The 11,912-nt window shown below is 65.8% G+C and carries 14 protein-coding genes and 1 tRNA gene; 8 read left to right on the top strand and 7 right to left on the bottom strand.

Features of this window, described 5'->3' with window-relative positions; genetic code table 11:
• Positions 1 to 683 precede the first annotated feature (683 nt).
• The 4 genes from AC3FMM_RS02915 (at position 684) to AC3FMM_RS02900 (ending at position 2,277) form a co-directional block, all read left to right on the top strand.
• Positions 684 to 971, top strand: coding sequence for a hypothetical protein (locus AC3FMM_RS02915; RefSeq protein ID WP_116378358.1), 288 nt, complete (start codon positions 684 to 686; stop codon positions 969 to 971).
• Positions 972 to 988: 17 nt separating this feature from the next.
• The gene (locus AC3FMM_RS02910; RefSeq protein ID WP_373379623.1) at positions 989 to 1,663 is read left to right on the top strand and encodes an SOS response-associated peptidase; all 675 of its coding nucleotides are present in this window, start codon (positions 989 to 991) and stop codon (positions 1,661 to 1,663) included.
• 91 nt (positions 1,664 to 1,754) lie between these two features.
• Positions 1,755 to 1,979, top strand: a complete 225-nt coding sequence (locus tag AC3FMM_RS02905; protein ID WP_116378359.1) for a DUF2188 domain-containing protein — start codon at positions 1,755 to 1,757, stop codon at positions 1,977 to 1,979.
• A 4-nt stretch (positions 1,980 to 1,983) separates the two neighbouring features.
• Positions 1,984 to 2,277, top strand: a complete 294-nt coding sequence (locus tag AC3FMM_RS02900; RefSeq protein WP_198036349.1) for an ATP-dependent DNA ligase — start codon at positions 1,984 to 1,986, stop codon at positions 2,275 to 2,277.
• Positions 2,278 to 2,549: 272 nt separating this feature from the next.
• On the opposite strand, the gene AC3FMM_RS02895 is transcribed toward AC3FMM_RS02900, so the two are convergent.
• Together AC3FMM_RS02895 and AC3FMM_RS02890 are read right to left on the bottom strand one after the other, a co-directional pair.
• Complete coding sequence (locus tag AC3FMM_RS02895) at positions 2,550 to 3,800, bottom strand: tyrosine-type recombinase/integrase (RefSeq protein ID WP_373379624.1); 1,251 nt, start codon at positions 3,798 to 3,800, stop codon at positions 2,550 to 2,552.
• Positions 3,801 to 3,949: 149 nt separating this feature from the next.
• A tRNA-Ser gene (locus AC3FMM_RS02890) sits at positions 3,950 to 4,039 on the bottom strand.
• 286 nt (positions 4,040 to 4,325) lie between these two features.
• Here AC3FMM_RS02890 and AC3FMM_RS02885 point away from each other — a divergent pair.
• Positions 4,326 to 4,835: an outer membrane lipoprotein gene (locus tag AC3FMM_RS02885; protein WP_115679764.1), complete on the top strand. Its 510-nt coding sequence runs from the start codon at positions 4,326 to 4,328 to the stop codon at positions 4,833 to 4,835.
• An 81-nt stretch (positions 4,836 to 4,916) separates the two neighbouring features.
• Here AC3FMM_RS02885 and hemW read toward each other — a convergent pair whose 3' ends face one another.
• From hemW to AC3FMM_RS02860, 5 genes are all read right to left on the bottom strand, one after another.
• A complete protein-coding gene (hemW, locus tag AC3FMM_RS02880; RefSeq protein WP_115708680.1) occupies positions 4,917 to 6,149 on the bottom strand; it encodes a radical SAM family heme chaperone HemW in 1,233 nt (410 codons plus the stop codon).
• Positions 6,146 to 6,763: an RdgB/HAM1 family non-canonical purine NTP pyrophosphatase gene (gene rdgB, locus AC3FMM_RS02875; protein ID WP_115679766.1), complete on the bottom strand. Its 618-nt coding sequence runs from the start codon at positions 6,761 to 6,763 to the stop codon at positions 6,146 to 6,148. Before rdgB ends, hemW begins: the two co-directional genes overlap by 4 nt.
• A gap of 15 nt (positions 6,764 to 6,778) precedes the next feature.
• Positions 6,779 to 7,498, bottom strand: a complete 720-nt coding sequence (rph, locus tag AC3FMM_RS02870) for a ribonuclease PH (RefSeq protein ID WP_115679767.1) — start codon at positions 7,496 to 7,498, stop codon at positions 6,779 to 6,781.
• Positions 7,499 to 7,601: 103 nt separating this feature from the next.
• The gene (locus AC3FMM_RS02865; protein ID WP_115679768.1) at positions 7,602 to 8,516 is read right to left on the bottom strand and encodes a PP2C family protein-serine/threonine phosphatase; all 915 of its coding nucleotides are present in this window, start codon (positions 8,514 to 8,516) and stop codon (positions 7,602 to 7,604) included.
• A 73-nt stretch (positions 8,517 to 8,589) separates the two neighbouring features.
• On the bottom strand, positions 8,590 to 9,642 hold the full coding sequence (locus AC3FMM_RS02860; protein WP_115679769.1) for a serine/threonine protein kinase: 1,053 nt from the start codon (positions 9,640 to 9,642) through the stop codon (positions 8,590 to 8,592).
• A gap of 213 nt (positions 9,643 to 9,855) precedes the next feature.
• On the opposite strand from AC3FMM_RS02860, the gene AC3FMM_RS02855 reads away from it, so the two are divergent.
• The 3 genes from AC3FMM_RS02855 (at position 9,856) to rpoZ (ending at position 11,817) form a co-directional block, all read left to right on the top strand.
• Positions 9,856 to 10,791: a YicC/YloC family endoribonuclease gene (locus AC3FMM_RS02855; protein ID WP_062797481.1), complete on the top strand. Its 936-nt coding sequence runs from the start codon at positions 9,856 to 9,858 to the stop codon at positions 10,789 to 10,791.
• Positions 10,792 to 10,911: 120 nt separating this feature from the next.
• Complete coding sequence (gene gmk / locus AC3FMM_RS02850) at positions 10,912 to 11,508, top strand: guanylate kinase (RefSeq protein ID WP_373429534.1); 597 nt, start codon at positions 10,912 to 10,914, stop codon at positions 11,506 to 11,508.
• 105 nt (positions 11,509 to 11,613) lie between these two features.
• The gene (rpoZ, locus tag AC3FMM_RS02845) at positions 11,614 to 11,817 is read left to right on the top strand and encodes a DNA-directed RNA polymerase subunit omega (RefSeq protein WP_006578656.1); all 204 of its coding nucleotides are present in this window, start codon (positions 11,614 to 11,616) and stop codon (positions 11,815 to 11,817) included.
• The last annotated feature ends 95 nt before the right edge of the window (positions 11,818 to 11,912 follow it).

Here is an 11,912-nt window from a genome sequence, read left to right as displayed (position 1 = left end):
CATGAAGCCCGCGGAGCCGCGCCAGTGCTATGGGGGCGGGCGGTCGGCAGGGTGCATCGCCTTACGCGGATTTATGCGCCTTCGCTATGCGGCAGCGGTCGCCAGGCAGGGTGACAGGAACCGCCCCAATTGTGCGCTATGCAACACATATGGCGTGATCGGCAAGTTAAGGAGCGGGGAGGGGTCAGGAAAAAGGTAACTTCGGTAACCAGCCCCGAAAAGCGGCGCTAACTCATTGATTTACAAGGGGGAGGTGGTTACCTTGCAAAGGTAATCTGAGGTAACCAAAAAGGTAACCTGGTGCTAAGTCGTTGATTTTATTGAAGGTCGGTTTCTGTAGAGGTTACCTTTCGAAAAGGTAATTTAGTTACCCTAAAGTTACCCCAATGTTACCTTTTTGCAGAAACCCGGAATTCCTTATCTGACAAGGCTTTGCGGACGATTTCCGCGTCGAGGTTACCAAGGTTACCTTTTTCCCGACCCCCCACGACTTTTAGCGGCGCCCTTTTCGATATGCTGTGTTTTTATACAGTAGTAGCTCCTGACGGACGGATGAGATCCCGAAGCTCACAGCAGCATTCCGGGCGCAAGACCTGGTCGACGGCGATCAGGCAGAGCTGCGGACGCGGCGTGCGGCTGGTCATCACTTTCGCGCGCCGTTGACCCCGACAGAGATGCGCGCCATGTACCAGCGCAACCGGACCCCCGAGGTTCGGGCGCTGTTGTGGGAGATTGCGCGGCTGCAGCGCACGGTGCGGCGTGCTGCCCAGTTTGCGGCATGCTTTCCGATCTACGACAGCATGATGAACAGCTCGGCTGCCCACATCATCCTGGCCGCACTGCGGCGCGAGCTGGCCGAGGAGACGTGGATGATGCAGGGCGAAGCTGGTGTCGGCGAGGCCGCGGCGGAAGAGGTGTTCGACAACGTAGACACGGCGGCCGCGCGAGGTGCTCGCCGGCGGCGGTCATGATTGGCAAGGAGACGCTGATGTGTACCAACTACGGCCCAGTGCAGCGCCAGATCCTGCGGGACATCTTCGGAGTCGAGCCGCCGCCTGCCGAGTGGAAGCCCGAGGCTTGGCCAGACTACGCTGCCCCCATCGTGCGCCTGGACGGTGGCGGCCGGCGGAACAGCGTGCTGGCCAGCTTTGGCCTGGAGCCGCGCTCACGCGTTCCGCAAGGCGTCCGCCCCTACGACACCATGAACGCCAGGTCGGAGACGGTGGGGGAGAAGCAAACGTTCAGCGGCCCATGGAAGAAGGGCCAGCTCTGCCTGATTCCGGCCACCGCGGTCTACGAACCCCACTACGAGGCCGGGCCCAAGTCGACGCGGTACAAGATCTGGCTCCCTGGCGAGCCGGCCTTTGGCATCGCCGGCCTCTGGCGCGACTGGCCCGACGGCGCCTACTCGTTCACCATGCTGACTGTGAACGCGGACAAGCACCCCGTCATGAATCGGATGCACGCCTCCGGCAAGGAAAAGCGATCGGTGGTTATCGTGCCGCGGCAGCAATGGAACGACTGGCTGGCGTGCCGCGACCCGGAAGTCGCCCGCACCTTCATGACCCTCTTTCCGGCTGAAGCCATGGCCACCGAGGCGGCGCCCATCGTGCGGCAGACCAAGGAACCCCCTTCCGTGGCCGCCCCAGAGCTGCCGTTCTAGGCGCTTCCACCTGCCTGCTGTCGGACGGCGCCTGATAGCGCCGGCCAAGCGTCGAGCAGAGACTGGCTGCATCAACATCCAGGAGACAGCCATGCCAGGCAAGAACATCCACGTCGTGCCCGCCGGTGACAGTTGGGTCGTTGAGGCCGAAGGCTGGGAGGGCCAGCAACAGAAATTCGCCACCCAGGACGAAGCCATTGCCGCCGGCACTGAGCGAGCCAAGCGCGAGCAGGTCGAGCTCCTGATCCACGGCCGCGACGGCCAGATCCGTGAGCGCAACTCCTTCGGACACGACCCACGAAACATCAAGGGGTGATGCCATGGCCAGCCGGCCGCCGCCGGCGCCGACGCTGGCCGAGCTGCGGGCCATGCTCCTGTGCGAGCGTAAGACCATCCCGCGCGAGCCTGTCGAGCCGCCGCCGGGGCTGCTCTATGTGGACAGCGTCGAGGACGGCGCCTGGCTGTACGGCCATGCGTTAACGCTGGGGCTGGAGGGCGTCGTCGGCAAACGTGCCGGCTCCACCTATCGATCTGGCAAGCGCTCTCGGGACTGGCTGACAGTGAAGCGGCCGGGCGCGGTGCCTCCAGGGCGCTTTTCACGCTCAGTTGCCTAAGCCGGACTGCACCTAAATTGCACCTATGGTGGGCTGGGTTGGCCTTTGGTTACCTTGGTTGACCTTGGTTTTGCAATTTGCGAGTTGCGCAAGGCCTTGATTTATAAAGCGTCTTGGTTTGTCACCAAAACTCCGAAGGCAGTGCTCGCTAAATTGTGCCGGTAGCTCTATCGGTTGACCAGTTTCGAGAGTAGGGAAGCGCCCAACCACATCTGTATCCCTATGCCGTCGCCAAGATTTCACTCGGCGCTAATCAGCAACTCCCAGCCCCATCAGTTGCACGCCGATTGCGGCGTGGCGCTCTGATCCAGTGGAATGGCTGCTGCTGTTTGGCCGGAGCAGTAGTGCGCCCAGTCCCTCATCAACTTGCGCCGGCGCTCAAGCATGTCGCCCCGACGGTAGGCCGCTTCGCTTTCGTTCTGGATGGCGTGAGCCAGCGCCATTTCTGCAAGCGAGTCCGCATATTCCGTGCAGTCCGCCACCCAATCCCGGAAGGTCGAGCGGAAGCCATGCACGGTGACATGTCCGTAACCCATTCGCTCAAGCAGCTTCAGCATAGCCATGTTGGAAAGCGGCTTCCCCTTCTTCCGGCCCGGATAGAGCCAGCCGTCTCGCGCGCCAGGCAATGCTGCCTCAACCAACTCGACGAGGCGATCGGTCATTGGCACACGTAGGGGCAATTCCATCTTCATGCGTTCGCCCGGTACAGTCCAGACGCGATAACGCATGTCGAATTCCTCGGGTCTCGCAAATTGGACCTCCTGGGTGCGGACAACCGTCAGGATTAAGTGCTCGAGCATGCGAGCGGCAGTCCCGCGCTGCTCGCGCAGTTCCTTCATAAAGCCCGGAATTTCCTGCCACGGTAGCGCTGGGTGATGCTTGATCTTTTTGCGCCGATTTTGTTTGGGGAGCAGCTTGTCGAGGTGGCCGCGCCAGCGTGCCGGATTCTCTCCCTCGCGATGTCCGAGCGCCTTTTCGGCATCGAGTATGCATTCGAGGCGCCCACGTAGTCGGAACGCTGTTTCGCGCTTCTTGATCCAGATCGGCTGCAGCACCTGCAAGATCATGGCCGTGTCGACGTCGCGCACGTCTTGATCACCAAGGATTGGGCCTGCGTAGGTGGCGATCGTGTTTGTCCACTGTTGGGCGTGCTTCTTGTTCTTCCACCCGGCACGATGCTTGGCGATGTAGTCGGCCGCTGCAGCCTTGAATAGGCGCGGTCCTGACAATTCGAGCATGCGTTGCCGCTGCTTGGCCTTCCGCGCCTCAATCGGATCGACTCCATCCCGAAGAAGGTCCCGGCATTTTGAGGCTTCTGCGCGCGCTGCAGCCAGCGAGACGGAAGCCAGGGGGCCCAGCCCCATTTCGCGCGACCGGCCGCGTAGCGTGAACTTGAAGATCCAGGAGCGCGAGCCAGTCTGAGAGATCTGGAAATAGAGGTTGCCGCCGTCCGGGTAATGCCCCGGTACATCCAGCTTGCCGATCTTCAGCGCCGTGAGCCGATGCAGTTGCCGTGTTGCCATTTCCCACCCCCGTTCTGACCCCTGTTCGATGGTCGGATTGTGTCGGAGCGGTGTGGAGGCGGCAAGAAGAAAAATACCCCCAAAGCCGCGCCTCTATTGGGTTTCCGGCTGATTCGCTGGAGGGTGTCGGAACGCGGTGGAATGAGGAATGGCGGAAGCGGTGAGATTCGAACTCACGGATGGGTCACCCCATCGGCAGTTTTCAAGACTGCTGCCTTAAACCACTCGGCCACGCTTCCGGAAAGTGCGGGCATTGTAGCGCGAAAGCGCAGGGCCTCCGGCGCAGTGCCGCATGCAGACGCAACGGTCTGGCCGCGCATTATACAAGCCCCACGCTTCCCGATGGGGACTTGCCTCGCGGCATGGGCGCAGCCGCAAATTTCCGGCCACAACTTGCGCTGTGCTGTCGGGCTCTGTCTGACATGGCGGAACCTTCATATCGCGCCATCGCTCATATGGTCGTACCGGGCACTGCGGTGTGTGCCGCATCCCCGGCTTTCGCCTGGCAACAGAGGAGAACTCAAAATGCGAATCCCAAGCAAGACATGGCTGATCGTTCCGGTGGCCGCGGCGGCTGCGCTGGCCGGTTGTGCGGCGCCGTACAACAGCGGCTACGACCAGGGCTACAACACCGGCTACAACGCGCCGCCCCCGGGTTACCAGAACCCCCACACCTCGCAGGCACCGGCCGGCGCGGTCTACTACGGCCGCGTGGAATCGATCGAGCCGGTCACCACCACGCAGGGCAGCTCCGGGCTGCTGGGCACGGTGATCGGCGGTGCCGCCGGCGGCCTGCTGGGCCACCAGATCGGTGGCGGGCGCGGCCAGACCGCGGCGACCATCGGCGGTGCCGTGGTCGGCGCCGTGGCCGGCAATCAGATCGAGAAGCGCGCGGGCAGCAATACGCAAACGGTCTATCGCGTCAACGTGCGGCTCGATGACGGCCGCCTCGCCACGGTGACGCAGTCCAACCTGGGCAGCCTGCAAGTGGGCATGCGCGCGCGCGTGGCCAACGACACGGCCACGCCGTACTGACCTGCCAGCCTGACGTTTGCCAGAAGCCAAAGGCCACGCGCTAGCGTGGCCTTTTTTTATCGTTGCCGGCGTGCGGGCCGCTCAGTCCTTCAGGAACATCTCCTGCAGGTCGTTGAGGAAGCGCCGGCCCAGTTCGGTGGGGCGGATCGTGGCCAGGTCGGCTTCCAGCAAGCCTTTTTTCTCGGCCTCGGCCAGCTGCTTGCTGATGGTGTGCAGCGGCAGCCCGGTGTAGTCGTGGAAGCTCGAGGCCGGCACGCCGTCGGTCAGGCGCAGCGCGTTGAGCATGAACTCGAACGGCAGCTCGTCGGCGCCGACGTCGCGCGCTTCCTGTACGGCGTTGCCCGCCATGGCCTGCGCCATGTAGGTGGCCGGGTGCTTGTGCCGCATCTGGCGCAGCACGCGCTGCGGGAACGACAGCTTGCCGTGCGCGCCGGCGCCGATGCCTAGATAGTCGCCGAAGCGCCAGTAGTTGAGGTTATGGCGCGCCTCGCGGTGCGGCTTTGCATAGGCCGAAGTCTCGTAGTGCCGATAGCCCGCCGCGGCCGTGCGCGCTTCGATCCAGTCCTGCATCTCGTACGCCGTGTCGTCGTCGGGCAATGCCGGCGGATACTTCGCGAACAGCGTGTTCGGCTCCAGCGTCAGGTGGTACAGCGACAGGTGCGTGGTGCCGCAGGCCAGCGCGGCTTCGACGTCCGCCTGGCACTCCTGCAGGGTCTGGCCGGGCAGGGCGTACATCAGGTCCAGGTTGATGTTGTCGAAGCTGGCCTGGGCGATGTCGATGGCGCGGCGCGCTTCGGTGCCGCCGTGGATGCGGCCCAGTGCCTGCAGGTGCCGGTCATTGAAGCTCTGGATGCCGATCGACAGCCGGTTGATGCCGCTGGCGCGGTAGCTGGCGAACTTGTCGGCTTCGAAGGTGCCGGGATTGGCCTCCATCGTGATCTCGGCATCGGCATCCAGCGGCAGCAGCGCGCGGATATCCGACAGCAGCCGGTCCATGCCCGCCGCCGACAGCAGGCTCGGGGTGCCGCCGCCGATAAAGACGGTATGCACCGGGCGTCCCCAGACCAGCGGCAGCGACTGCTCCAGGTCCGCGCGCAGCGCGTCGAGGTAGAGGTCTTCCGGAATCTCGTGGTTGTCGGCGCCGGGTGCGGCATGCGAGTTGAAATCGCAATACGGGCACTTGCGCACGCACCACGGGATATGCACGTACAGCGACAGCGGCGGCGATCCGGGCAGGCTGATCTGCCCGGGCTTGAGCCACAGCTGCTTGCTGTCGACAGGCACGGACGCGGAGGCCGGTACGATCGGAATCATCGCGTGCCAGTCTCCGCGGCCTCGGCCTGCAGCCGGGCCACCAGTGCGCGCAGCGCCTGGGCGCGGTGGCTGACGCGGTTCTTCTCTTCCGGCGGCAGTTCGGCCGCGGTCTTGCCCAGCGCCGGCAGCAGGAAGTGCGGGTCGTAGCCGAAGCCGCCCGCGCCGCGCGGCGCGTCGACGACTTCGCCATGCCACACGCCTTCGGCGATGATCGGGCACGGGTCTTCGGCGTGGCGCACGAACACCAGCACGCAGTAGTAATACGCGTGCCGGTTCAGCTTGCCCGCCAGTTGCGAGACCAGGTAGGCGTTGTTGGCCGAGTCCGACTTGGCCTGTCCGGCCATTTGCGCATAGCGCGCGGAATAGACCCCGGGCGCGCCGTCCAGAGCCTGCACGCAGATGCCGGAGTCGTCGGCCAGCGCGGGCAGCCCGGCCAGCCGGCTGGCGTGGCGGGCCTTGGCCAGCGCGTTCTCGACAAAGGTGGCGAAGGGTTCTTCGGCCTCGGGGATGCCGAGCTCGCCCTGCGTCACCACGTCAAAGCCGAGCGGGGCCAGCAGCGCGCCGAATTCGCGCAGCTTGCCGGGATTGTTGGAGGCCAGTACCAGGCGTCGCATCGCGGGCTCCGGAGCTCAGGCCAGGCCCAGCGCTTCGCGCTGGTACTGCACCAGCCGGGCGATGCCGGCTTCGGCCAGGCGCGTCATGGCGTCGAGCTCGGCGCGGCTGAAGGGCGCGCCCTCGGCGGTGCCCTGCACTTCGACAAAGCCGCCGCTGCCGGTCATGACCACGTTCATGTCGGTGTCGCAGTTGCTGTCCTCGGCGTAGTCCAGGTCCAGCACCGGCACGCCATCGACCATGCCGACCGAGACTGCCGCGACATGGTCGCGGATCGGGCTGGCGGCGATCAGGCCGTCGCGCAGCATGGTCGAGACCGCGTCGTGGGCGGCGACGAAAGCGCCGGTGATGGCCGCGGTGCGGGTGCCGCCGTCGGCCTGCAGCACGTCGCAGTCGAGGTGGAGGGTGTATTCGCCTAGCGCCGCCAGGTCGAACACCGAGCGCATGGCGCGGCCGATCAGGCGCTGGATTTCCTGGGTGCGGCCGGTCTGCTTGCCGCGCGCGGCCTCGCGGTCGGAACGCGTATGCGTGGCGCGCGGCAGCATGCCGTATTCGGCCGTGACCCAGCCTTCGCCGCTGCCCTTCTTGTGCGGCGGCACCTTGGCCAGCACGCTGGCGGTGCACAGCACCTTGGTATCGCCAAAGGCGCACAGGACGGAGCCTTCGGCGTGGCGGGTGTAGTGGCGGGTAAGGCTGATGGAACGCAGCGCATCGGCTGCGCGGCCGCTGGGTCGCATGAGATGGTTTGTCCGCAAGGGGTAGAGGAGGAGAGACCGCGATTCTACCGCTGCCGGACCTTGCGCGCTGCCCGCCACCGCGGGCCGGACCCCCGCGGGGCCATCACCGCATCAGGTTGCTGGTCTTGTCGATGGCGGCGCGGATCTCGGCGATCGAGCGCTCGATCTCTTCCTCGGACAGCAGGTCGCTGTCGGTGCCGTTGCGCTCCAGGATCGACGTGGTGAAGGCATTGAGCGGCAGCGTATCGGTCATCACCGCGTCCTGGCTGGCAGTGTTGTTGTCCAGCTCCCACATCATGGCGATGCCGGTGGTGTTGTCCGCACCTTCGCCGGCCTGCTGCAGCGCCTGGTCGATCAACGCCGGCACCGCCTGCACCACCGACAGCCGCGACAGCTTGTCCACCAGCACCGGCTCGTCCAGCGGGCCCCACAGGCCGTCGGAGCACAGCAGGGCGACGTCGCCCGGTTCCAGCCGCACCGGCCCGCCCAGGTCGATCAGCGGCAGGTTGGGCGAGCCCAGGCAGTTGTAGAGCTTGTTGCGCTCGGGATGGTTGGCCACCTCCATCGGCAGCACGCGCTCCTGCTGCAGCAGGTTCTCGATCTTGGAGTGGTCGCGCGTGCGCGTCAGCAGCCGGCCCTTGCGCAGCAGGTAATAGCGCGAATCGCCGGCATGGGCCCAGTGGATCTGGCCGTGCTGCACCAGGCAGCAGACCACCGTGGTGCGGGGCACGTCGGCCATCTGGTTGGCCTCGGCATAGCGGTGGATCTCGCGGTGCGCCAGCATGATGGTGTCCTGCAGGAACTCGGCCGGGTTGCGCACCGCGGGCCGCGCCTGCAGCTGGAACTGGCGCGCCAGCGTCTGCAGCGCTTGCTGCGCGGCGACTTCGCCGTGGGCGTGGCCGCCGAGGCCGTCGGCCAGCACCATCAGCAGCGCATCGCGCGTGAAGCAATAGCCCATGCGGTCCTGGTTGACGCGGCGGCCGCCTTTCCTGCTTTCCTGGTAGACAGAGAATCGCATGTTGGCTGGTTGGCTTTCTTGGGGTTCGATGGCCCGGCCGCGCGCACGGGGGCGCCGCAGCCGGGTTTGTGATTCAGTCGACGCTCGCGCCGGGTGCCTGCTCGTCACGCCGGCGCAGCAGCGTCAGAAAGCGCGAGGTCGCGGGCGCTTTTTCCGGCGGCATGGGGGCGGGTGCCGGCGCCTGGGTCGCAGGCGCCAGCGCCTGCTCGCCCAGCGCGTTGGTCTGCTCGCGCAATTCCTTCTGCAGCCGGAATACGCTCTGCGGGCGGCCCGATGGCTCCAGCCGCAGGCACCACTCGACCAGGTCGACCAGGCCGTTGGTATAGCTGCTGCGCAGCCGCATCAGCGCCTCGCCCATGCGGTCATCCTTCTCGCGCTGGTTGGCTTCCTGCGGCGGCAGTCCGGCCATGCAGGCGTAAAGCGTCGCGCCCAGGCTGTAGATGTCGGTCCACGGGCCCAGGTCAGTGTGCTTGCCGTACAGTTCCGGCGCGGCGAAGCCGGGCGTGTACATCGGCTGGAAGCGCGCGGCCTCCATGGTCAGGGTCTGCCGCGCGGCGCCGAAATCCAGCAGGATGGGGGACTCGTCCTCGCGCAGGTAGATGTTGCCGGGCTTGATGTCCAGGTGCAGCAGCTTGTGGATATGCACTTCGCGCAGGCCGCTCATCAGGTCGTGGAAGACCTTGCGGATGAAATGCTCGCGCAGCACCTTGGCGCGCCCCTGCTGCCGGGCCGCCAGCACATGTTCCTGCAGCGTCTTGCCCAGCTCGTAGTTCATCACCATGTAGACGGTGGCGTTCTCGCGGAAGAAGTTCACCACGCGCACCACGCTGGGATGGGAAATGCGGGCCAGCGAGCGGCCCTCTTCGAAGAAGTACTTCAGGCCCAGCCGGAACGCCGCGGCGTTTTCCTCGGGCACCACGGGGATCAGTTCGCCGGGGTTGCGCCGCGCCAGCGACGACGGCAGGTACTCCTTGATGGCGACCGGCGCGCCGGTTTCGTCGGTGGCCAGGTAGACGAAACTGAACCCCCCGCTGGCCAACTTCTTTACAATACGATAGTTGGACAGCAGCGTGCCGACGGGCAGCGGTGCACTCTTCGGTTGTGGCGTGCCCTTTGGCTCTGTCATGGGAATAGGACCGGAGTTGCCCCCGCGGATTTGCCTCAGGATTGTCCGGGCTAATCGGTCACTTGTAAAGAACACAAATACGGGCGTTATTGCCCGCCTTTCAACGTTTTGAGGGCGCCCCCCGCAGGCTGCGCCGCGCGCCGGCCGGGCGGGCGTCCGCCGGCAGGCCGCGGCCGCTTCGCGACGGTGCGGCGCCAATCACGAGAACAACCAATGATCCACAGCATGACAGGCTACGGCCTGGCGACGCGCCAGGCGCCATTGACCAACGCGCAGGGTGAGCCCAGCGGGCGCACCGCGTCCGTTTCGGTGGAATTCCGCACTGTCAATTCGCGTTTCCTCGACCTGTTGTTCCGGGCCCCCGAGGAGTGCCGCGCGTTCGAGCCGGCCTTGCGCGAGATGCTGATGGCCGAGCTGTCGCGCGGCAAGCTGGAATGCCGCATCAACCTGCAGCGCACCGATGCCGGCGGCGCCACGCTGGCGCTCAACGACGGGCTGCTGGCGCAGATCCGCGCGCTCGAAACCACCGTGGCCGCCACCTTCAGCAGCGCCGGCACCCTGCGCATGGGCGAGATCCTGCGCTGGCCCGGCGTGCTGGTCGAGCCGGAGTTGTCGCAGGAGTCGCTGCGCGAAGCCGTGCTCGGCGCCGCGCGCGAGGCGCTCGACCAGCTGCTGGAAGCGCGCCGCCGCGAGGGCGACGCGCTCAAGGCCACGCTGACCGAGCGCATCGACGCCATGCTGGCGATCGTCGAGCGCCTGACCCCGACCATCCCGCAGCTGATCGCGCACCACCAGGAAAAGCTGACCGAGCGCCTGCAGGAAGCCTTCAACCTGGCCGCGCCCAACGGCATGCCGGCGATGAGCCGCGACGAGATCGCCGAGCGCATCCGCCAGGAAGCCACCGTCTACGGCATCCGCATCGACATCGCCGAAGAGCTGTCGCGGCTGCAGGCGCACCTGAACGAAACGCGCCATATCCTGAAGAAGGGCGGCCAGGTGGGCAAGCGCCTCGACTTCATGATGCAGGAGCTCAACCGCGAGGCCAACACGCTGGGCTCCAAGGCCGCCGCCAAGGAGCTGGCCGATGCCTCGATGGAGCTCAAGCTGCTGATCGAGCAGATGCGCGAGCAGGTCCAGAATCTAGAGTAAGACAGTCACCGAAACATCATGAGCCCAACTTCTCCAACGGCCGCCAATCCGACCGCCCACGCGACCGCCCACGCGTCCTCCCACACCGCCATCGACACCGTCTACCCCGGCAACCTCTTCATGGTGGTGGCGCCCTCGGGCGCGGGCAAGTCGACGCTGGTCAACGCGCTGCTGGCGCAGGACCCGGCCATCCGCCTGTCGATCTCGCACACCACGCGCGCACCGCGCCCGGGCGAGGAGGACGGCCGCGAGTACCACTTCGTCACCGTCGATGCCTTCCGCAGCGCGCGCGATCGCGGCGATTTCCTGGAGTGGGCCGAGGTGCACGGCAACTACTACGCGACCTCGCGCGTGTGGATCGAGCAGCAGATGGCGCAAGGCAACGACGTGCTGCTCGAGATCGACTGGCAGGGCGCGCAGCAGGTGCACCAGCGCTTTTCCAACGCGGTGGAGATCTTCATCCTGCCGCCGTCGCTGACCGCGCTGGAAGAGCGCCTGAAAAAGCGCGGCCAGGACGAGCCCAACGTGATCGTGCGCCGCCTGCTGGCCGCGGGCAGCGAAATGGCCCACGCCTCGGAGTCGGACTACGTCATCATCAACGAGGTCTTCGACGACGCGCTGGAGCAGTTGCGCAACGTCATCAGCGCCACGCGGCTGCGCTTTTCCTCGCAGAAGGCGCGGCATGCGGAGCTGTTCATCGAGCTTGGCATCCACTGAAACGATGCCTGCCGATGACAGCCGCGCGGGGCGCCGCCGGCGTTTCCCGCCGCGTGCTGTAAAATAGCAACCCAACGTAAGGTTTTGTCCCAAGGTGGATTTGATATGGCGCGTATTACCGTCGAAGATTGTCTGAAACACATTCCGAATCGTTTCGAGCTCGCGCTGGCGGCCACGTACCGTGCGCGCCAGCTGGTGCAGGGCCACACGCCCAAGGTCGAAGCGAAGGACAAGCCGACCGTGGTGGCACTGCGCGAGATCGCGTCGGGCCAGGTCGGCATCGAGATGCTGAAAAAGGTCCCGACCTGATCGACCAGGCGGCCCATGGCTCATCCCTGCATCGTGCCAGCACTGTTCCAGGCTCCCCAGCCGGATTCCCCGGGCCGCCGCCATGCCATCGCCGC

The organism is Cupriavidus sp. 207A1 (assembly GCF_057798955.1).
This window is presented reverse-complemented; position numbering and strand designations above follow the sequence as displayed.

Bases quoted from the DNA above. Each gene is read 5' to 3' on its own strand.
- rph (WP_115679767.1), bottom strand. From the start codon at position 7,498: ATGCGACCCAGCGGCCGCGCAGCCGATGCGCTGCGTTCCATCAGCCTT.
- AC3FMM_RS02915 (WP_116378358.1), top strand. From the start codon at position 684: ATGTACCAGCGCAACCGGACCCCCGAGGTTCGGGCGCTGTTGTGGGAG.
- AC3FMM_RS02860 (WP_115679769.1), bottom strand. From the start codon at position 9,642: ATGACAGAGCCAAAGGGCACGCCACAACCGAAGAGTGCACCGCTGCCC.
- rdgB (WP_115679766.1), bottom strand. From the start codon at position 6,763: ATGCGACGCCTGGTACTGGCCTCCAACAATCCCGGCAAGCTGCGCGAA.
- AC3FMM_RS02905 (WP_116378359.1), top strand. From the start codon at position 1,755: ATGCCAGGCAAGAACATCCACGTCGTGCCCGCCGGTGACAGTTGGGTC.
- gmk (WP_373429534.1), top strand. From the start codon at position 10,912: ATGGTGGTGGCGCCCTCGGGCGCGGGCAAGTCGACGCTGGTCAACGCG.
- AC3FMM_RS02865 (WP_115679768.1), bottom strand. From the start codon at position 8,516: ATGCGATTCTCTGTCTACCAGGAAAGCAGGAAAGGCGGCCGCCGCGTC.
- AC3FMM_RS02895 (WP_373379624.1), bottom strand. From the start codon at position 3,800: ATGGCAACACGGCAACTGCATCGGCTCACGGCGCTGAAGATCGGCAAG.
- rpoZ (WP_006578656.1), top strand. From the start codon at position 11,614: ATGGCGCGTATTACCGTCGAAGATTGTCTGAAACACATTCCGAATCGT.
- AC3FMM_RS02855 (WP_062797481.1), top strand. From the start codon at position 9,856: ATGATCCACAGCATGACAGGCTACGGCCTGGCGACGCGCCAGGCGCCA.
- hemW (WP_115708680.1), bottom strand. From the start codon at position 6,149: ATGATTCCGATCGTACCGGCCTCCGCGTCCGTGCCTGTCGACAGCAAG.
- AC3FMM_RS02900 (WP_198036349.1), top strand. From the start codon at position 1,984: ATGGCCAGCCGGCCGCCGCCGGCGCCGACGCTGGCCGAGCTGCGGGCC.
- AC3FMM_RS02910 (WP_373379623.1), top strand. From the start codon at position 989: ATGTGTACCAACTACGGCCCAGTGCAGCGCCAGATCCTGCGGGACATC.
- AC3FMM_RS02885 (WP_115679764.1), top strand. From the start codon at position 4,326: ATGCGAATCCCAAGCAAGACATGGCTGATCGTTCCGGTGGCCGCGGCG.